Source organism: Bacillus sp. 204(2023) (assembly GCF_037027505.1).
Lineage (GTDB): Bacteria > Bacillota > Bacilli > Bacillales > Bacillaceae > Bacillus > Bacillus subtilis.
This window is the reverse complement of the sequence record NZ_JAXCHE010000008.1, coordinates 72326-92470: the sequence shown is the minus strand read 5'-3', so window position 1 is coordinate 92470 and position 20145 is coordinate 72326. Positions and strand designations below refer to the sequence as shown.

At 43.2% G+C, this 20145-nt stretch carries 15 protein-coding genes and 1 tRNA gene; 12 read left to right on the top strand and 4 right to left on the bottom strand.

Features of this window, described 5'->3' with window-relative positions; genetic code table 11:
• Nucleotides 1-110: 110 nt before the first annotated feature.
• From rtp to proB, 3 genes are all read left to right on the top strand, one after another.
• A complete protein-coding gene (gene rtp / locus WA279_RS16125) occupies nucleotides 111-479 on the top strand; it encodes a replication termination protein (protein ID WP_003220337.1) in 369 nt (122 codons plus the stop codon).
• Between the two features lie 147 nt (nucleotides 480-626).
• Nucleotides 627-1520 carry a pyrroline-5-carboxylate reductase gene (gene proC / locus WA279_RS16120; RefSeq protein ID WP_133954588.1) on the top strand — a complete coding sequence of 298 codons (894 nt, stop codon included), beginning with the start codon at nucleotides 627-629 and terminating at the stop codon, nucleotides 1518-1520.
• A complete protein-coding gene (gene proB / locus WA279_RS16115) occupies nucleotides 1517-2632 on the top strand; it encodes a glutamate 5-kinase (RefSeq protein ID WP_042975927.1) in 1116 nt (371 codons plus the stop codon). Before proC ends, proB begins: the two co-directional genes overlap by 4 nt.
• A 50-nt stretch (nucleotides 2633-2682) precedes the next feature.
• Here the strand turns inward: proB and gltC are convergent, their stop codons facing one another.
• On the bottom strand, nucleotides 2683-3585 hold the full coding sequence (gltC, locus tag WA279_RS16110; RefSeq protein WP_004399246.1) for a glutamate biosynthesis transcriptional regulator GltC: 903 nt from the start codon (nucleotides 3583-3585) through the stop codon (nucleotides 2683-2685).
• Between the two features lie 146 nt (nucleotides 3586-3731).
• Here gltC and gltB point away from each other — a divergent pair, with 146 nt between their 5' ends.
• Both gltB and gltD read left to right on the top strand, forming a co-directional pair.
• Nucleotides 3732-8294 (top strand): glutamate synthase large subunit, encoded by a 4563-nt coding sequence (gltB, locus tag WA279_RS16105; RefSeq protein ID WP_336155981.1) that lies wholly within the window; start codon nucleotides 3732-3734, stop codon nucleotides 8292-8294.
• Nucleotides 8295-8310: 16 nt separating this feature from the next.
• A complete protein-coding gene (gltD, locus tag WA279_RS16100; RefSeq protein WP_121591904.1) occupies nucleotides 8311-9792 on the top strand; it encodes a glutamate synthase small subunit in 1482 nt (493 codons plus the stop codon).
• 56 nt (nucleotides 9793-9848) lie between these two features.
• On the opposite strand, the gene WA279_RS16095 is transcribed toward gltD, so the two are convergent.
• Nucleotides 9849-10838, bottom strand: a complete 990-nt coding sequence (locus WA279_RS16095; protein ID WP_336155978.1) for a zinc-binding dehydrogenase — start codon at nucleotides 10836-10838, stop codon at nucleotides 9849-9851.
• A gap of 128 nt (nucleotides 10839-10966) precedes the next feature.
• Here WA279_RS16095 and yofA point away from each other — a divergent pair, with 128 nt between their 5' ends.
• The gene (gene yofA / locus WA279_RS16090) at nucleotides 10967-11824 is read left to right on the top strand and encodes a LysR family transcriptional regulator YofA (protein ID WP_336155976.1); all 858 of its coding nucleotides are present in this window, start codon (nucleotides 10967-10969) and stop codon (nucleotides 11822-11824) included.
• 162 nt (nucleotides 11825-11986) lie between these two features.
• On the opposite strand, the gene ggt is transcribed toward yofA, so the two are convergent.
• The gene (gene ggt, locus WA279_RS16085) at nucleotides 11987-13750 is read right to left on the bottom strand and encodes a gamma-glutamyltransferase (protein WP_014476980.1); all 1764 of its coding nucleotides are present in this window, start codon (nucleotides 13748-13750) and stop codon (nucleotides 11987-11989) included.
• 184 nt (nucleotides 13751-13934) lie between these two features.
• Here ggt and WA279_RS16080 point away from each other — a divergent pair, with 184 nt between their 5' ends.
• From WA279_RS16080 to WA279_RS16070, 3 genes are all read left to right on the top strand, one after another.
• Nucleotides 13935-14165, top strand: coding sequence for an excisionase family DNA-binding protein (locus WA279_RS16080; RefSeq protein ID WP_003231472.1), 231 nt, complete (start codon nucleotides 13935-13937; stop codon nucleotides 14163-14165).
• A 315-nt stretch (nucleotides 14166-14480) separates the two neighbouring features.
• Nucleotides 14481-15026, top strand: coding sequence for a site-specific integrase (locus tag WA279_RS16075; RefSeq protein ID WP_003231473.1), 546 nt, complete (start codon nucleotides 14481-14483; stop codon nucleotides 15024-15026).
• Between the two features lie 52 nt (nucleotides 15027-15078).
• Nucleotides 15079-15151: transfer RNA gene (locus tag WA279_RS16070), tRNA-Arg, on the top strand.
• A 93-nt stretch (nucleotides 15152-15244) separates the two neighbouring features.
• On the opposite strand, the gene iseA is transcribed toward WA279_RS16070, so the two are convergent.
• Nucleotides 15245-15790 (bottom strand): DL-endopeptidase inhibitor IseA, encoded by a 546-nt coding sequence (gene iseA / locus WA279_RS16065; RefSeq protein WP_004399558.1) that lies wholly within the window; start codon nucleotides 15788-15790, stop codon nucleotides 15245-15247.
• A 285-nt stretch (nucleotides 15791-16075) separates the two neighbouring features.
• Here iseA and WA279_RS16060 point away from each other — a divergent pair, with 285 nt between their 5' ends.
• The 3 genes from WA279_RS16060 to dacB all read left to right on the top strand — a co-directional run bounded on the left by WA279_RS16060 (nucleotide 16076) and on the right by dacB (nucleotide 20087).
• Nucleotides 16076-17467 carry an MATE family efflux transporter gene (locus tag WA279_RS16060; RefSeq protein WP_251187700.1) on the top strand — a complete coding sequence of 464 codons (1392 nt, stop codon included), beginning with the start codon at nucleotides 16076-16078 and terminating at the stop codon, nucleotides 17465-17467.
• A gap of 133 nt (nucleotides 17468-17600) precedes the next feature.
• Nucleotides 17601-18578, top strand: coding sequence for an aldose 1-epimerase (gene galM / locus WA279_RS16055; RefSeq protein WP_336155973.1), 978 nt, complete (start codon nucleotides 17601-17603; stop codon nucleotides 18576-18578).
• Between the two features lie 33 nt (nucleotides 18579-18611).
• Nucleotides 18612-20087, top strand: a complete 1476-nt coding sequence (gene dacB / locus WA279_RS16050; RefSeq protein WP_015714036.1) for a D-alanyl-D-alanine carboxypeptidase/D-alanyl-D-alanine endopeptidase — start codon at nucleotides 18612-18614, stop codon at nucleotides 20085-20087.
• Nucleotides 20088-20145 lie beyond the last annotated feature (58 nt).

Below are 20145 nucleotides of genomic sequence, written 5' to 3'. Positions count from 1 at the left end.
AACATGAAATGACTGGACTATCAGTATTTAATATAAAGAAGGAAAACAATAAAAGAAAATTGAATATTTAGTACATAGTGTTGTCAGTGGCAGAAGAAGGAGTGCATATGATGAAAGAAGAAAAAAGGAGTTCAACAGGCTTTTTAGTGAAACAGCGTGCATTTTTGAAGCTTTATATGATAACGATGACAGAGCAAGAGAGACTCTATGGGTTAAAGCTGCTTGAAGTACTTCGGTCTGAATTTAAAGAGATTGGTTTTAAACCAAATCATACAGAAGTATACCGGTCTTTGCATGAGCTTCTTGATGACGGGATACTAAAACAAATTAAAGTAAAAAAAGAAGGGGCTAAGCTCCAGGAAGTCGTCCTCTATCAATTTAAAGATTACGAAGCTGCCAAGCTATATAAAAAACAGCTGAAGGTAGAGCTGGATCGCTGTAAAAAACTGATTGAAAAAGCTCTCTCAGATAATTTTTAATAGAAACAAACACCCGGCGCAGCAGTATGAACCGGGTGTTTTCTGCTTTTCATTATACATATTTGTCGAAAAGAAACAATACAAATCAATAATGGCCTTCAAACTTGACATCATTTCCTCACGTGGTAACATTTTAAACGTGTGAAAATGCGAACAAAAAAGCGAACAAAGGAGATGTTACCGATCTTTGATCAAAAGAAAGTAGCCTTTATAGGAGCAGGATCTATGGCGGAAGGAATGATATCAGGTATCGTTCGTGCCAACAAAATCCCGAAACAAAACATCTGCGTTACAAACCGCAGCAATACAGAGCGATTAACTGAACTTGAACTTCAATATGGCATTAAAGGCGCCTTGCCGAACCAACTATGTATTGAAGACATGGATGTGCTCATTTTGGCAATGAAGCCAAAAGACGCCGAAAACGCTCTGTCATCACTAAAATCACGTATTCAACCCCATCAATTAATATTGTCGGTCCTTGCCGGCATAACTACCTCTTTTATTGAACAATCATTGCTTAATGAACAGCCGGTTGTCAGAGTGATGCCCAACACTTCCAGTATGATTGGCGCTTCTGCAACAGCTATTGCCCTTGGCAAATATGTGTCGGAAGACCTGAAGAAGCTGGCCGAAGCATTGCTCGGATGCATGGGCGAAGTCTATACAATCCAAGAAAATCAAATGGATATATTCACCGGAATTGCAGGCAGCGGACCCGCGTATTTTTATTATTTAATGGAATTCATTGAAAAGACAGGCGAGGAAGCGGGCCTCGATAAACAGTTATCTCGAAGCATCGGCGCACAGACACTTTTAGGTGCCGCAAAAATGCTCATGGAAACAGGAGAACAGCCTGAAGTTTTAAGAGATAATATCACGTCACCGAACGGAACGACAGCAGCGGGGCTGCAAGCCTTGAAAAAGAGCGGCGGCGGAGAAGCGATTTCTCAAGCGATAAAGCATGCGGCTAAGCGTTCAAAGGAAATCAGCGAAGATATCGAAAAAACTGCAGCGCCGCTATCAGGAGTGATAAAGTGACGCCTGATACAAGCATGAAAAGAGTCGTTGTGAAGATTGGAAGCAGTTCATTAACAAGCCTTCATGGAGAAATCAGCATTCGAAAATTAGAAGCGCTGGTCGACCAGGTCGTCAAACTCAAAGACGCCGGTTATGAAGTGATTTTGGTTTCCTCAGGCGCAGTGGCGGCGGGATATCGGAAGCTCGGATTTATCCAAAGGCCCGAGAAGCTTCCAGAAAAACAAGCATCAGCTTCAATCGGCCAGGGATTGCTGATGGAGGCTTATTCAAAGCTGTTCTTGGCACACGGCTATGTCGCATCCCAAATTTTAATTACGAGAAGCGATTTTTCTGATGAATATCGATACAACAATGTTAGGAATACAATGAATGTACTGCTCGAGCGCGGCATCATCCCGATCATAAACGAAAATGACACAGTTACCGTCAATCGGCTCAAGTTTGGCGACAATGATACACTCGCGGCAAAAGTCGCAGGATTGATTGATGCAGATATGCTTGTGATTTTATCAGATATAGACGGATTATATGACGGCAATCCGCGCACAAATCCAGAAGCGAAAAGGATACAGCGGGTGAGTGAAATAACACCTGACATCGAAGCATGCGCAGGTGACACGGGAAGCATCGTTGGCACCGGCGGCATGCGCTCTAAGCTTGATGCGTTTAAAATTGTAATGGCGTCTGGCATTAAAGGTTTCCTAGGTCAGGCAGATGCTGGCGATATTTTATACCACGCCGTTCATGAACAGGCGGAAGGCACCTATTTTGAAGCAGAAGGAACGCTTCCGTTGAATCAAAAGGAGCAATGGATCGCTTTTAATTCCGGCCCGGAAGGTGAAATGATTTTATCAGATGATTGTTCACGAAAAATAACAAACGGCCAATCGAGTTTATACCTGGACGGTGTACAGAAGATTAAAGGGAAATTCAAAAGCGGTTCAGTTGTTCGGCTGATGGATTCAAAAGGGACGGAAATCGGCCTTGGAATCGTCAATTACTCTTCTGTACAGCTTCAAGAACCGGAAAAGAAAAAGGAACTGACAAACAGAGCTCTAATTGATCAGGAAGCATTTGTTTGCCATGTGGATTTTTCTTTACCTGTAAATTAATTTGCAGAAAAAAACCCGAAGCTTCTATATAGAAGCTCGGGTTCATTTTTTTATTGATACTGCTCCAGCTTAGAGAAAAATTGAATGACAAACTCATAAAAATCATTCGCAGAAGGCGCAAGCTCTCTATTTTTCGGTTTAATGATTCCGACAGTCCGTTTTACTTGAGGGAACTCAATTGGAATTTTCACAGTAAAACGAGGTGTTGTTTCAGCAAAAGTACTTTCAGGCAGAAGGGTAACGCCCATTCCTGCGGACACTAACCCTTTGATAGCATCCAAATCCTCACCCTCCGTGGAAACGAGAGGAGCAAAGCCTGCTTGTTTGCAAGTATCGATTGCCATCTCTCTAAGTACAAATCCTTCCGGGAACAATACAAATTGGTCGTTGCGCAAATCGATTAAATGAACCGTTTTTTGTTTAGCAAGCGGATGATTTAATGGAACAAGCGCGTAAATTTTTTCAGTAAATAATATTTTTCCCGTTATGTCAGAGAAATTCGTCGGCACCGGTCCTAATAAGGCCAGATCAATATCGCGGTTTCTGACAGCTTCAATCAGAAACTTATAGGAGCCTTGGCGCAACAAAAATTCGACGTGCGGATATTCTTCTTTAAACGCTGAAATGACAGTCGGCAAAAGCTGGCTGGCGAGGCTTGTAGGAAAGCCGATCTTTACCGTTCCGCGATGCGGGTCAAGATACTCATCAATTTGCTCTTTCGCATAATCAATGGCTTTCATCGCCGTTTTCACATGAATCAAAAATTCTTTTCCGATTGGCGTGAGTTTGATATTTCTCCCTTCACGCTCAAATAAGGTCACATTTAATTCTTCTTCAAGATTGGCAATTTGTCTGCTGATTGCTGATTGGGCCACATGCAAATGATCAGCGGCTTCTGAAACGTGTTCTCTTTCAGCCACCTCCATGAAATAACGCAGTTGGCGCAGCTCCATGTTTGTCTCACATCCATCTATCTCATTTTGAGATTCTTTTGATCTAAATTATATATTGTTTATATCGTTTTGAAAACCTACAATGATTATAGAGTTGTTAGATTTTATGACCGGTATTATCGGAAATTGATCGGGGGAGAGGAATTATGACGTACAATCAAATGCCAAAAGCTCAAGGTCTCTACCGCCCTGAATTTGAACATGATGCATGCGGAATCGGCCTATATGCACACTTAAAGGGCAAGCAGACTCACGCCATTGTCAAACAAGGACTTAAGATGCTTTGCCAGCTAGACCATAGAGGAGGGCAAGGCAGTGATCCGGATACAGGAGACGGAGCCGGCTTACTGGTTCAAATCCCTGATGCTTTCTTTAGAAAAGAGTGCAAAGACATCAATCTGCCAGAAAAAGAACGTTACGGGGTAGGAATGGTCTTTTTCTCACAGAAAGAAGATGAAAGAAAAAAAATTGAAAAGCAAATCAATGCACTGATTGAACAAGAAGGCCAAGTCGTTCTTGGATGGAGAACTGTACCTGTAAATGTCGGAAAAATCGGAACAGTGGCGCAAAAAAGCTCTCCGTTTGTCCGTCAGGTATTTATCGGCGCAAGTTCTGATCTAAAGGACAATTTATCTTTTGAACGAAAATTGTATGTCATTCGTAAACAGGCTGAAAATTGGGGAGTAACGGAAGGTCTTGATTTTTATTTTGCCAGTCTTTCAAGCCAGACCATTGTTTACAAAGGCCTTTTAACACCTGAACAGGTTGATGCATTTTATTCTGATCTGCAAGACGAAGCATTCGTTTCTGCTTTTGCGCTTGTTCATTCACGCTTCAGTACCAATACATTCCCTACATGGGAAAGAGCGCATCCTAACCGCTATTTGGTTCACAACGGTGAAATTAACACCCTTCGCGGAAATATCAACTGGATGAGAGCACGTGAGCAGCAATTTGTTTCTGAAAGCTTCGGTGAGGACTTAAACAAGATTTTGCCGATCCTCAATGCTGATGGCAGTGACTCTTCCATTTTGGATAACGCATTTGAGTTTTTTGTGATGGCTGGACGCAAACCGGCACATACGGCAATGATGCTCATTCCAGAGCCTTGGACGGAAAATACGCATATGTCCAAGGAAAAAAGGGCGTTCTACGAGTACCATAGCTCCCTGATGGAGCCTTGGGACGGACCGACAGCCATTTCATTTACTGACGGTAAACAAATCGGGGCGATCCTTGACCGGAATGGTCTCCGTCCGGCCCGTTATTATGTTACAAAAGATGATTATATTATTTTCTCATCTGAAGTAGGCGTTATTGAAGTTGAACAGGAGAACGTTTTATATAAAAACCGCCTTGAGCCTGGGAAAATGCTTTTAATCGACCTGGAAGAAGGCCGTATTATCTCCGATGAAGAAGTCAAAACACAAATTGCAACTGAGTATCCGTACCAAAAATGGCTTGAAGAAGAGCTTGTACAAGTAAATCCTGATCCGGAGTCAAGAGAGGAAGAACAATTTAGTGATCTTCTTACTCGCCAGAAGGCATTCGGATACACATATGAGGATATCCAAAAATATCTAATTCCTGTTATTAAAGAAGGCAAAGATCCCCTTGGTTCAATGGGGAATGACGCGCCGCTTGCTGTACTTTCTGACCGAGCGCAATCACTGTTTAACTACTTTAAACAGCTGTTTGCACAAGTAACAAACCCGCCAATCGACGCGATTCGTGAGCAGCTTGTCACTTCAACAATGACTTGGCTCGGTGCGGAAGGCGATCTTCTTCATCCAAGTGAACGAAATGTTCGCCGGATTAAACTGTATACACCTGTTTTATCCAATGAACAGTTTTACGCATTGAAAACGATTGTTCATCCTGATTTAAAAAGCCAAAAAATTGATGTGCTGTTTTCAGAGGATCTTGAACGCGGATTAAAGGACATGTTCACACAGGCAGAGAAAGCCATCAGCCAAGGCGTAAGTTTGTTAATTTTATCAGACAAAAAGATGAATGAACGACTGACACCAATTCCGCCGCTTCTGGCAGTAAGCGCGCTGCACCAGCACTTAATCCGCAAAGGGCTGCGTACGAAGGTCAGCATTATTGTGGAATCGGGAGAAGCACGTGAAGTGCATCACTTTGCAGCGTTAATCGGTTATGGCGCAGATGCGATTAACCCTTATCTCGCTTATGCGACCTACAAGCAGGAAATTGATGAAGGCCGTTTGGATATCAGCTATGAAGAAGCGGTTAGCAAATATGGAAAAAGCATTACTGAGGGCGTCGTAAAAGTGATGTCCAAGATGGGAATTTCAACTGTGCAAAGCTACAGAGGCGCCCAAATCTTTGAGGCTGTAGGAATCAGCCGCGATGTGATCGACCGCTATTTCACAGGTACTGCATCACAGCTAGGCGGCATCGATTTACAAACAATTGCAGAAGAGGCACAGCGCCGCCACCGGGAAGCGTATCAGGATGATTACAGCAAAACGCTTGAACCGGGAAGTGACTTCCAATGGAGAAATGGCGGAGAGCATCATGCGTTTAATCCGAAAACGATTCATACTTTGCAATGGGCGTGCCGCAGAAATGATTACAATCTGTTTAAACAGTATACAAAAGCGGCTGATGAAGAACGCATCGGATTTTTGCGGAACTTGTTCGCATTTGACGGAAACCGCAAGCCTTTGAAGTTGGAGGAGGTTGAATCCGCTGAATCGATTGTCAAACGTTTTAAAACGGGTGCGATGTCATTCGGGTCCTTGAGTAAGGAAGCGCACGAAGCTTTAGCAATCGCAATGAACCGTCTTGGAGGAAAAAGCAACAGCGGTGAAGGCGGAGAAGATCCCAAACGCTTTGTTCCAGATGAGAACGGCGATGATAGAAGAAGTGCGATCAAACAAATTGCATCCGGACGGTTTGGTGTCAAAAGCCATTACCTCGTCAATGCTGACGAGCTGCAGATTAAAATGGCTCAAGGTGCTAAGCCGGGTGAAGGCGGGCAGCTTCCTGGCAACAAGGTATATCCATGGGTTGCCGATGTCCGCGGGTCAACGCCAGGAGTCGGATTAATCTCGCCGCCTCCGCATCACGATATTTATTCGATTGAGGATTTAGCCCAGCTGATCCACGATTTGAAAAATGCCAACCGTGGCGCAAGAATCAGCGTAAAGCTGGTGTCAAAAGCAGGTGTAGGAACAATCGCTGCAGGTGTTGCCAAAGCGACTGCAGATGTCATTGTGATCAGCGGCTATGACGGAGGTACAGGCGCTTCTCCGAAAACCAGTATTAAACATACAGGGCTTCCGTGGGAGCTTGGCCTTGCAGAAGCACATCAAACACTAATGCTGAACGGACTTCGTGACCGTGTTGTATTAGAAACAGACGGAAAGCTCATGACGGGCCGCGACGTTGTGATGGCTGCCTTGCTCGGCGCCGAAGAATTTGGTTTCGCAACGGCTCCGTTAGTTGTACTCGGCTGTGTCATGATGCGTGCCTGCCATTTGGATACATGCCCTGTCGGAGTAGCGACACAAAATCCAGAGCTTCGCAAAAAATTCATGGGTGATCCTGATCATATTGTGAATTATATGATGTTCATTGCTGAAGAAGTTCGTGAGTACATGGCTGCGTTAGGCTTCAAGACATTTGATGAAATGATCGGCCGCACTGATGTACTTCATGTAAGTGAACGGGCGAAGGGGCACTGGAAAGCAAGCCAGCTTGATTTATCTACACTTCTTTATCAGCCTGAAGGGGTGCGGACATTCCAAGCTCCGCAAAATCATAAAATTGATCAATCGCTTGATATCACAACAATTCTCCCCGCTGTACAAGAAGCCATCGAATCTGGAAAAGAAGCTGATATTTCGATTGAAATCAATAATACAAATCGTGTAGCCGGAACGATAACCGGCAGTGAAATCTCAAAGTACTACGGAGAAGAAGGGCTTCCTGAAGATACAATCAAGCTGCACTTTACCGGATCAGCCGGCCAAAGCTTTGGAGCTTTCGTTCCTAAAGGGATGACGCTTTATTTGGACGGAGACTCAAATGATTACGTCGGAAAAGGGCTTTCTGGCGGAAAAATCATCGTCAAGTCACCAGAAGGATTCAACTCTGCTTCGGATGACAATGTCATTATCGGCAACGTGGCTTTTTACGGTGCGACAAGCGGAGAAGCATATATTAACGGACGTGCTGGTGAACGCTTTGCCGTTCGAAACAGCGGTGTGAACGTAGTTGTAGAAGGCATCGGCGACCACGGCTGTGAATACATGACTGGCGGCAGCGTTGTCGTTCTCGGTGATGTAGGAAAAAACTTTGCGGCAGGTATGTCCGGCGGAATCGCTTATGTACTGGCCGAAGATATCAAAGCGTTTAAACGCAAATGCAACCTTGAGATGATTTTATTTGAATCATTAGAGGATGAGAAAGAAATCCAGCAAATCAAAGCAATGCTTGAAAGACATACTGCGTATACAAACAGCCAAAAAGCAGAAGATCTGCTAGATCAATGGGAAGACAGTGTGAAAAAATTCGTCAAAGTCATTCCGAAAAACTATAAACAAATGCTCGCAAGCATCGAAGAGCAAAAAGCTGCAGGTTTATCAGATGAAGAAGCCATCATGTTCGCTTTTGAGGCCAACACGAAGCCAAAGCAGAATACAGCAGCATCGGGACAAAAACAAGCGGTAGTACAGTAAGGAAGGGGAGAGGAACATGGGGAAACCAACTGGATTTATGGAGATCAAACGAGAAAAACCTGCGGAGCGGGACCCTCTCACTCGCTTAAAGGATTGGAAAGAATATTCTGCTCCTTTTTCAGAAGAAGCATCGAAACGGCAAGGGGCACGGTGTATGGATTGCGGTACACCGTTTTGCCAGATCGGTGCGGACATTAACGGATTTACATCCGGCTGTCCGATTTACAACTTAATTCCTGAATGGAATGATCTTGTCTACCGGGGCAGATGGAAGGAAGCATTGGAACGTCTGTTGAAAACAAACAACTTTCCTGAATTCACAGGGCGGGTATGTCCCGCTCCTTGTGAAGGATCATGCACTTTAGCGATTTCAGACCCGGCCGTTTCAATTAAAAATATCGAGCGAACCATTATCGATAAAGGATTTGAGAACGGCTGGATCCAACCTAGAATTCCTAAAAAACGAACAGGCAAAAAAGTGGCCATCGTCGGGTCAGGCCCAGCCGGACTGGCGAGTGCTGACCAGCTGAATCAAGCGGGACATTCCGTCACTGTTTTTGAACGAGCAGACAGAGCGGGCGGCCTTTTAACATACGGCATTCCAAACATGAAGCTAGAGAAGGGCATTGTAGAACGCCGAATTAAATTGCTGACGCAAGAAGGAATTGATTTTGTCACGAACACAGAAATCGGTGTTGACATTACAGCTGATGAGCTAAAGGAGCAATTTGATGCTGTGATCCTGTGCACAGGCGCTCAAAAACAGCGGGACCTCTTAATTGAAGGACGCAACTCAAAAGGAGTCCATTACGCGATGGACTACCTGACACTTGCAACAAAAAGCTATTTAGATTCTAATTTTAAAGACAAGCAATTCATTGATGCTAAAGGGAAGGATGTCATCGTAATCGGAGGCGGAGATACAGGAGCTGACTGTGTGGCTACCGCTCTGCGTCAAAAAGCCAAAAGTGTGCACCAATTCGGAAAACACCCGAAACTTCCGCCAGCCCGCACGAATGACAATATGTGGCCTGAACAGCCACACGTCTTTACGCTTGAATATGCATACGAGGAAGCAGAAGCAAAATTCGGAAGAGATCCGAGAGAATACTCCATTCAAACGACAAAAATGGTTGCGGATAAAAACGGAAAGCTGAAAGAGCTTCATACCATCCAAATGGAAAAAGTGAAAAATGAGCATGGAAAATACGAGTTCCGCGAGCTGCCTGGAACGGAAAAAGTATGGCCTGCTCAGCTTGTCTTTATCGCTATCGGCTTTGAAGGCACAGAACAGCCGCTGTTGAAACAGTTCGGTGTTGATTCAGTAAATAACAAAATCAGTGCAGCATATGGGGATTATCAAACAAATATCGATGGTGTATTCGCCGCAGGGGATGCAAGAAGAGGCCAAAGCTTAATCGTATGGGCGATTAATGAAGGCCGGGAAGTGGCGCGGGAAGTGGATCGATATTTGATGGGGAGTTCAGTTCTTCCGTAAATAAAGGGGATTATCATATAAGAGAAACCGGTCTGGCTGCCAGCCGGTTTCTTTTTTTATTCCATTACGATCCCGATGTTTCCAAACTGTCTGCCTTCCTGCATTCTTTTATATGCTTCATATGCTTTTTCTAAAGGATATATCCGGTCAATTACAGGCCGCAGCTTATGTTTGTCAATGAAAGCGAGCATAGCTTGAAATTCCTCACCGCTTCCCATCGAGGTTCCCAAAACATTGACCTGAGGAAAGAATAAAGAACGCACCGGAAAACTGAGATTATCCCCTGAGCTTGCCCCAAAGCTGACAATACGGCCATTTGGTTTTACATGGCGGAAGTATTCCGAAAAGAGGGCAGGTCCTATGCTGTCAAGAACAACATCTATCTTTTTTCCCTGCAACTGCTCATCCCAATTGTTGTAGCTGTCAAATGCGTAATCAGCACCTAATTGCAGCGCCCTTTTTCTTTTCTCCTCACTGCGGGAGGTCACGCTTACTGTTGCCCCAATCGCTTTAGCCATCAATAAAGCGTAGGTTGCCACACCGCTGCCGATGCCGGGTATCAATAGATGCTCGCCTTTTTTTAATTGCCCCTTTGTAAACAGAGCCCGATATGCGGTTAAAGCGGATAAAGGTAGAACGCCCGCTTCTTCCCAAGATAAATAAGCAGGTTTTTTGATTGCATTTTGTGAAGGAATGATCACATATTCAGCAAGTGTTCCGTCCGAAGGACCTCCCAGAATCTCAGGTACAGGTGGAACATTTTCTGTCAAATCCCAGTTCAATGTCGGGAAAATGACTACTTCTGTCTGAACAGCAACATTTTTCACGCCTTCACCAATCTCTTCGATGATACCCGCGCCGTCAGAACCCAGTATCATGTGAGGATCTTGTTCAGATTTGTTTTTCATAAGAAACAAGTCACGATGATTCAGGCCTGCAGATTTCAATTTAACCTTTACCTCTCCGTATCCAGGCTTTGTTGATGGAACGTCCTGAACTGATAACCCCAGAAGACCGGCTTTTCCGTTGTGAATTACAGCTTTCATGCTGTCTGCCTCCTCATTGAATTGTATTTTCATATCTTTACATATTTTACATAGCGGTTTTCTTCGAGTAAAATGAACAAATATGATAGCCACTATCACTTTTCATCATAGCAAGCAGGTGAGAGCGCGTGGAAAGCGGAGATTTAAAGATTTTTCAGGCTGTTGCTCGCGAAGGAAGCATAACGAAAGCAGCCCAAATGCTGAATTATGTTCAGTCGAATGTGACAGCCAGAGTGCATAACCTTGAGGAAGATTTGAATATCAGGCTTTTTCATCGAACGAATCGGGGAATGAAGCTGACTGCTGCAGGAGAAAATCTTTTACAATATGCAGATCAAGTATTATCGCTGTTAGACCAAGCTGAAAAATCGACCCGAATGAGCAGACAACCAAAAGGGCCTTTGCGGATCGGATCACTGGAAACGACGGCGGTAACGCATCTGCCTGAGCATGCAGCATCCTTCCTCAGGCGTTTTCCTGAAGTGGATTTATCAGTGAACACAGCTGATACGCATCATTTGATTCAACAGGTTCTTGATCATAAAGTTGATGGCGCTTTTGTATATGGGCCGGTTGAGCACGCTGCAGTTAGACAACTCCATGTCTCCCATGATGAATTAGTTTTGATTTCATCACGAGAAGGGACGGCAGAAGACATGCTTCAGCAGCCGATGCTCTTTTTTGGGGCTGGCTGTTCTCATCGTGACAGGGTCAAAAGATTACTAGAGGAAGCAGGCATACACAATCAAAAAATCATAGAGTTTGGCACATTGGGGGCTATTATAAAAGGTGTTTCCGCCGGGATGGGTACGGCCCTGCTCCCAAAGTCCGCTGTTGACTGCTCCGAGCATCGTACAAATGTATGGATTCATAAACTGCCGCCAGCATATCAAGACTTAGAGATCGTCTTTATATACAGGAAAGACTTTTTTATTACGAGTGCGTTTCAGACATTTCTTGATGAGATAAACGAAATGAAAAGATGAAGATAGACGTGCATTAGCAGAATAAAGATTTTGTCAAAGAAGCAGTCATCATTCTGTCATTTTGGATTGCAATCAGGGATACAGAGCATTACCAATGCCCGTTGTTATTAAAGATCTGCATGAAAAAACTGTACTCATTTGAAGCGAGTACAGTTTTTTAATTTATTTACGTTTTAAATTAATGCCGATCGCCGCGCCGTTTCTGCTTGAATCAGCTACGCCTTTAAAGGTGCCGTTTTCATGGTCGATCGATATGCTTTGCACGTTTCCGATATCCACCGGACTTGTGCCGAATTTGTGGCCCATGCCGTTTAGCTTGCTGAGGACATCTTTAGGAACTCCGTCTTCGTAACGGTAAGAGCTCATGCTGTTTGTATAAATTCTCGGCTCTTCAACAGCCGCTTTTAATTCCATACCATATTCAATGTGGTAGAGAATGGTTTGCAAAACGGATGAAATAATCGTGGCCCCGCCAGGAGATCCAACAGTGAGGACAGGCTTGTCATCCTTAAATAAAATCGTCGGGGTCATGCTGCTTAAAGGCCGTTTGTTTGGCTGTACTTCGTTAGCTCCGCCTGGTATCGCATCAAAATCCGTTAATTCATTGTTTAAAATAACACCGTAATCAGGGACCATAATACCCGTTCCGAATAGCTGTTCGATTGTTGTTGTGTAAGAAACAACATTTCCCCAACGGTCAGCAACTGTAAAGTGGGTTGTTTGGCCTTCTACTTTGTCTTTCGGCTGTTCAACTTGTTTATAGTTTGCTGATCCTTCTTGGTATTTCCAAGGGTCACCGGCTTTCGGTTTTTTATTCACTTGATCTAGGTTGATTAATTGCTGGCGTTCTTTAATATAATCGGGATGAAGCAGGCCTTTGAGAGGAACATTTACAAATTCGGGATCACCTGCGTAAGACGCACGGTCGGCATATGACAAATGCATCGTTTCAGCAAGCAGCTGATATTTTTCCCATGAGCGGACATCGTATTGTGAAAGGTTAAAATCATCAAGGATTTTCAGCATTTGCAATAAGAAAATACCGCCGGAGCTTGGAGGAGGAGTAGTAGCGATTTGATAGCCTTGATAGTCTCCCCAAATCGGTTCATCAATTGTAATGTCGTAATTTTCTAAATCTTTTTCCGTCATTGATCCGCCGAAATCCTGGACAGTGTCAGAAAGCGTCTTAGCGAATTTTCCTTTATAAAAAGCGTCAGTGCCTTTGGAGCGAATAAGCTTAAATGTTTTAGCCAAATCCTTTTGAATAAGGGTATCTCCTTCTTTAAGCGGTTCGCCATTTGGTAAAAATACATCTTTTGCGGCAGTCCGTGAAAGCTTTTCCTGATAATCAGAAATGGCCTCTGCCAACACCGAATCAATCGGAAAGCCTTTTTCAGCGAGTTTAATAGAAGGGGTAATTAATTGCTTCATCGAACGGGTTCCCCATTTATCCAAGGCTTCTTCCAGCCCTTTCAGAGTGCCTGGAACACCAACGGCAGTACCTTTTGTTACACGTTCAGAGAAAGGAATTGCTTTGCCGTTTTCGTCCAGAAACATATCAGGAGTTGCGCCTGCTGGAGCACGCTCACGGCTGTCGATTATCGTTGTATCCTTCGTTTTTCCGTCATACACCATCATAAAACCGCCGCCGCCAATACCTGACATCATCGGCTCTGTTACATTGAGTGCAAATTGAATGGCAACCGCTGCGTCAATAGCATTTCCTCCTTTTTTCAGCACATCAGCACCGATTTCAGAAGCAAGAGGATGTGCGGTCGCAACCATGCCGTCTTTTCCAACATCTACTTGTTTGTACTCATCGTAGCTTTTGGGCGGTTTTTTAGCTTCCGCGTGAAAAGGGACACTTCCAGCGACTAACAGAACACTAAGCAGAGCTGTTAAACAGACGTTCCACGTTCTTTTCATGTTCTCCCTCCTAAATGAAGCTGTATTGTTACAATCTTAGCGTAAAAAAATTACAGCGTTTTCACAAGTGACAAATGGTATATTATATAGTACATAAAGCCGTTTTTCTGTGCAAAATTGATTATATTGATATGAGCCATGTGCTATATTAGAATCAGCATACGGATTAAGAAGGGACTGCTATATGTATTTAACGATTGAAGAAACAGCAGAATATACAAATCTTTCAGAGGATTATATTAAAAGCTTGGTGCTCGAAGGGAAAATCAGAGCCGTTCATGACGGGGAGCAATTTTTGATTTATAAGGAACAGTTCAAAACGCATCTCGAACAGCTGGAGAATTACAAAGCACTGGTGCAGGAAATATTAAATGAACCGATCCCGGAAGATATTGATGTAAAGGATGAGGATTAGGACACAATTTGAAATTGTGTCTTTTTTTGTATATTTTTGCGGAAGCTCCAGAAAATTGGGAGTGTCAGATTTCGTTTTAAGAGGATTTTTGATGATTAGTAGGGTGATGAGTATCCAAGAGGTTAAAAGCTTTATAAGAGGCTTTAAAGCTTATTTTATAGGGTGAAGGTTGGAAGAAGCTTTTTTAAAAGCTTATGTAACACTATGTATATTATGTTACATAAATGCCGCCGCACTTTGACATTCAACGTTTTTCAGCTATAATAGTAACATAGACCTCAAAACGTTACATGACGGTTTTTAAGGAGTTTTTTGATGCATATTGTACAGCCGATTCGCAGTCTAGAGAAAATCCAAGAAGTCAAACAGTATTTACTTAACAAAAACAAGCGGGATTATTTTCTGTTTATTTTCGGCATCAACAGCGCGCTTCGCATTTCTGATATTCTGCCGCTGCAAGTGAAGGACGTTCAAAATAAAGATCATTTATGGGCGACTGAAAGCAAAACGAAAAAGAAAAGAAAGATTCTTATTTTAGAATCGCTGAAACAGGAAATATACGAGTATACGAAAGACATGAAGGAAAACGAATATCTTTTTAAATCAGTGCGGACCAGGAAGCCGATTTCCCGCATTCAGGCCTACAGAATTTTAAGAGAGGCCGCTGCGGCGTGCGGACTTGAGGAGATAGGGACGCATACACTCCGGAAAACGTTTGGCTATCATTTTTATCAGCGAACGAAAGACATCGCCGAGCTGCAGAGAATACTGAATCATTCATCACCATCAATTACAATGCGGTATATCGGTATTGATGAAGATACAACTAGAGCCGCATATAAGGTTTTTGGAGGGCTTTAATACAAATCGCTTGAAAATATTGATCATCAGAGCTACTATATAAATACCAAAAGCTCTAGTAGCACAGCGGATAGTGCAGCAGTTTCCTAAACTGCAGGTCGGGAGTTCGAATCTCTCCTAGAGCATTATATTCACAAAAAGACAACAGGCACTTTTCGCCTGTTGTCTTTCTTTATGCAGACCAAATAAAAAACGCCCGCTTATCCCGGGCGTTTTTCTTATATAACTGCGTCAAATTGATTGACTTTCCATTTTTTATTTTCTTTCACGAATGTCACTTTCCGTTTTGCAGAAGGGGATCCGTCTAATGTAGGAACGGTAAATTCGTATGTGATTGTGCTGCCTTTTTTAGAGATCAGTTTAGCAGTTGATTTTTTCCAATTCAAAAGATTGTCTCCGTCACCGATTGGAACAGCAAGTTTTCCTTTTGAAACAGTGAAATGATAATCTTTAAAGCCTTTTTCGATTGCTGTTTTTGTAAAAATAGGAGTTAAATAATTCACCGCTTTTGCTTTAGTGCCTAGATCACTGCACATGTATACATATTGAAGATTTTGATACTCGAATGTGCCTGATGGGCAAACTGCTTTTTTCACCTTCGGATTGTGGCCGCTCATGGTGTTCCAAAAATGTTCTCTAGCGGATAATGCCAACTGTAATGCTTGTTTTTGTGATAAATCGCCTGATGTATTTTTCGCAAATGCATTTGTGCTTAATGACAGAATAAGTGCAATGGTTGTTAGAAATAGAAGACATTTTTTCATTATCGCTCTCTCCTTCAAAATCTCTTTCTCTTATGTTACAAATGTTACAATAATTACGGATAGATTACAATACTTTTGCATAAATTATTTTTTATTCTTTCACTCACAAAAAATACGCCATTACTTGCTAGTTTATTCTTCATAAGCTAAAAAGATGTGTAAAATTAGAAGAATCGGGAAGGGTTTCATATGTGCAGTGATGAATAATAACATGTTACATATCCTGTTTTTGTCAAAAAATGAGGGCATGTTTAAAAACGATTTCAAATAAAGGAGTCCTTTAATATGGAAACATCACAAGAACCTCTTGTAACTCAAAAGAAAAGCAAACCATCAGTTTGGCGGTCGATGTCACTCTTTTTAGTGCCGCTTCTGCTGAGCAATGTGCTGCAATCAGTCGGCCAGCTAGTCGGGATGATGGCTGTAGGCAGATGGCTCGGTGTTGATGCAGTGGCAGCTGTATCATCCTTTTTCCCGTTATTTTTTCTTTTAATCTCATTTACGATTGGGATCGGTTCAGGAAGTTCGATTCTGATCGGACAAGCTTATGGAGCGAAAAATGAGGAACGGCTAAAGGCTGTTGTCGGGACGACGCTCACGTTTACATTTTTATTAGGCGTTGTGTTAGCCGTCATCGGCAGTATTTTCACCCTCGATATTCTTCGTTTAATGGGAACACCTGAAAATGTCATTCATGTCAGCGCTAACTATGCACGTATTTTATTTTATGCTATGCCGTTTATGTTTTTATATTTTGCATATACTACCTTTTTGCGTGGAACAGGGGATTCTAAGACACCGTTTTATACGCTGATTGTGAGCACGGTCATCAACATTGCGCTTTTGCCTGTCTTAATCCTTGGCATGTTTGGATTTCCGAAACTGGGCATATACGGCTCGGCATATGCAACTGTCATTTCCACGATTGCGACTTTTCTCGTGTTAATGGTGTATTTACGAAAGCGAAAACACCCGCTGCAATTTGATAAAACAGTGCGTCGTTATTTGAAAATGGATAAGGAACTGCTGGTTCTCCTGCTGCGTCTAGGGGTCCCAGCAAGCATCAATATGATTCTTGTCTCATTATCAGAGATAGCGGTTATTTCATTCGTCAATCATTACGGCTCTAATGCAACAGCTGCATACGGAGTGGTCAACCAGGTGGCCAGCTATGTACAGATGCCGGCCGTCAGCCTTGGTATTGCGGTTTCTATTTTCGCTGCGCAATCGATCGGAGCGAACGAGTTTGACCGCTTGAAGCAGGTCATTCGTGTGGGGATTTGGCTGAATTATATTATTGGCGGCGTACTGATTATTCTGATCTATGTTTTTTCACATCAGATTTTATCGTTATTTTTAACCGAGCAAGAGACGCTTTACATTGCGCACCGTCTTTTGATGATTACATTGTGGAGCTATTTGCTGTTTGGAAATGCCCAAATTATTTCTGCAACGATGCGAGCAAGCGGAACGGTTTTATGGCCGACCGTCATCAGTATTTTTGCAATCTGGGGAGTTGAGGTGCCTGTCGCGTTCGTGCTTTCTCACTACACACAGCTTGAAATACTCGGCGTTTGGGTTGGCTATCCGGCTGCGTTTGCCGTCAGCCTGCTGTTGATTTATGGGTATTATCAATTCGTCTGGAAAAAGAAACAAATCACACGTCTCATCCAATAGCCTCCGAATCACACCGTTCATAAGTTTGAACGGTGTTTTTTTATTTGATAGGGGAAACTATAAAATGGAGGAAATATGGTACAGTACATTGAATTCTTATACTAGCAATGAATCAAGGAGAGGTTGAGTAAACATGGCAAACTTTATTGAGAAAATCACGTATTTGGGAACGCCGGCCATCAAAGCGGGCAACGAACATCTAGAAATGATTGTTGTCCCTGAGTGGGGGAGCAACGTCATTTCTCTCGTGGACAAAAAAACAAAAGTCCAGCTTTTGCGTGAACCGGAAACAGCAGAAAATTTTCACGACACACCAACATTGTATGGCATTCCAATCCTATTCCCCCCTAACCGCATAAGTGACGGTACATTCAGTTTCCGGGGCAGAACGTATCATTTTGATATCAACGAGAAGGATAAACACAACCATCTTCATGGGTTTCTTTACCATGAAAAGTGGAATGTCGTGACCACGAAGCAAACTGATGAAGAAGTGACTGTTGAAACAGAAATTGATCTTTCTGAGCTTCCCCATGTGCAGAAGCAATTTCCTCATCATGCCGTCGTTCGGATGACATACACGATCAAGGGGAATACCCTATTTAAACATGCGACGGTCATGAACAAAGGAAAGGAAGCGTTTCCTTGGGGAATTGGTTATCATACTACATTTATATTTCCGGCAGAAAGCTCATTATTTTCCCTGACAGCAGATCAGCAATGGGAGTTGGATGAACGCTTGCTGCCGACCGGGAAGCTGATGGATGTCCCGTATAAAGAAGCTTTGCATGAAGGAATGGATTTGCGCCACAAGCAGCTGGATGATGTCTTTTTATCTTCTTATCAGAAGAGAGGCGGAGAAAATCAGGCTGTCATTTATCATCAGCATGCACATATCAGCATTATTTATAAGGCAGATGCACAGTTTAACCATTGGGTTGTATACAATGCGGACGGAAAACAAGGGTATTTATGCCCTGAACCTTACACATGGGTGACAAACGCTGTGAATCTTGATTTACCTTCGTCACTCACTGGTTTACAAGTGCTGGAGCCGGGAGAAGAAACGACAGCTAAAAGCAGTATCACCATTGAACTGAATCATCAATAGCCAATGATGAAGCGCAGAGAGGCGGGGAAATGAATGAAAAAAAGCATAAAGCTTTATGTTGCTGTTTTACTGCTTTTCGTCGTTGCTTCGGTGCCTTATATGCATCAGGCTGCGCTTGCCGCTGAAAAACAAGATGCACTTTCCGGGCAGATCGATAAGATTTTAGCTGATCATCCTGCCCTCGAAGGCGCAATGGCCGGCATCACCGTTCGCTCTGCGGAAACAGGTGCTGTTCTATATGAACATTCAGGAGAAACCCGAATGAGGCCTGCCTCTTCTCTAAAGCTTTTGACAGCGGCCGCGGCACTTTCTGTCCTTGGCGAGAACTATTCTTTTACAACCGAGGTCCGGACGGATGGAACACTGAAAGGGAAAAAGCTGAATGGTAACCTTTATTTGAAAGGGAAAGGCGATCCGACACTTTTACCATCTGATTTTGACAAAATGGCTGAGAAATTGAAACATTCCGGCGTAAAAGTAATTAAAGGCAATCTGATCGGTGATGATACGTGGCATGATGACATGCGATTATCACCTGATATGCCTTGGAGCGATGAATACACATATTATGGCGCGCCAATCTCCGCTCTAACAGCGTCTCCAAACGAAGACTATGATGCAGGCACTGTGATTGTTGAGGTCACCCCAAATCAAAAAGAAGGGGAAGAGCCTGCCGTGTCTGTCTCTCCGAAAACCGATTATATAACGATAAAGAACGATGCTAAAACGACTGCTGCCGGTTCAGAGAAAGACCTCACAATCGAAAGAGAGCATGGAACAAACACGATTACTATTGAAGGGAGCGTACCGGTTGACGCAAACAAGACAAAGGAATGGATTTCTGTCTGGGAGCCTGCCGGATATGCCTTAGATTTATTTAAGCAGTCACTAAAAAAACAAGGTATTACTGTGAAAGGGGACATCAAGACGGGTGAAGCACCTAGTTCTTCAGATGTGCTGCTCTCTCATCGCTCAATGCCTTTATCGAAACTTTTTGTGCCGTTCATGAAATTAAGTAATAACGGACATGCCGAAGTGCTCGTAAAAGAGATGGGGAAAGTGAAAAAAGGAGAAGGGAGCTGGGAAAAGGGGCTCGAAGTGTTAAACAGTACGCTTCCGGAATTTGGTGTTGATTCTAAATCACTCGTCTTAAGGGACGGATCAGGAATCTCACATATTGATGCTGTATCCTCAGATCAACTTTCACAGCTGTTATATGACATTCAGGATCAGAGTTGGTTCTCGGCTTATCTAAATTCTTTACCTGTTGCGGGCAATCCTGACAGAATGGTGGGCGGAACGCTGAGAAACCGCATGAAAGACACTCCTGCACAAGGAAAAGTAAGAGCAAAAACCGGATCGCTCAGTACGGTAAGCTCTCTATCGGGGTACGCAGAAACAAAGAGCGGAAAAAAACTTGTATTCTCTATTCTTCTAAATGGATTGATTGATGAAGAGGATGGAAAAGATATTGAGGATCAAATCGCTGTCATTTTGGCAAATCAATAATAGCGGCAGACCTGTTTTCCAAGAGAAAACAGGTTTTTTTTATGTCTGTAATAACGCT

Bases quoted from the DNA above. Each gene is read 5' to 3' on its own strand.
- gltC (WP_004399246.1), bottom strand. From the start codon at position 3,585: ATGGAGCTGCGCCAACTGCGTTATTTCATGGAGGTGGCTGAAAGAGAA.
- dacB (WP_015714036.1), top strand. From the start codon at position 18,612: ATGAAAAAAAGCATAAAGCTTTATGTTGCTGTTTTACTGCTTTTCGTC.
- rtp (WP_003220337.1), top strand. From the start codon at position 111: ATGAAAGAAGAAAAAAGGAGTTCAACAGGCTTTTTAGTGAAACAGCGT.
- WA279_RS16060 (WP_251187700.1), top strand. From the start codon at position 16,076: ATGGAAACATCACAAGAACCTCTTGTAACTCAAAAGAAAAGCAAACCA.
- galM (WP_336155973.1), top strand. From the start codon at position 17,601: ATGGCAAACTTTATTGAGAAAATCACGTATTTGGGAACGCCGGCCATC.
- WA279_RS16095 (WP_336155978.1), bottom strand. From the start codon at position 10,838: ATGAAAGCTGTAATTCACAACGGAAAAGCCGGTCTTCTGGGGTTATCA.
- iseA (WP_004399558.1), bottom strand. From the start codon at position 15,790: ATGAAAAAATGTCTTCTATTTCTAACAACCATTGCACTTATTCTGTCA.
- WA279_RS16075 (WP_003231473.1), top strand. From the start codon at position 14,481: ATGCATATTGTACAGCCGATTCGCAGTCTAGAGAAAATCCAAGAAGTC.
- gltB (WP_336155981.1), top strand. From the start codon at position 3,732: ATGACGTACAATCAAATGCCAAAAGCTCAAGGTCTCTACCGCCCTGAA.
- WA279_RS16080 (WP_003231472.1), top strand. From the start codon at position 13,935: ATGTATTTAACGATTGAAGAAACAGCAGAATATACAAATCTTTCAGAG.
- proC (WP_133954588.1), top strand. From the start codon at position 627: ATGCGAACAAAAAAGCGAACAAAGGAGATGTTACCGATCTTTGATCAA.
- gltD (WP_121591904.1), top strand. From the start codon at position 8,311: ATGGGGAAACCAACTGGATTTATGGAGATCAAACGAGAAAAACCTGCG.
- ggt (WP_014476980.1), bottom strand. From the start codon at position 13,750: ATGAAAAGAACGTGGAACGTCTGTTTAACAGCTCTGCTTAGTGTTCTG.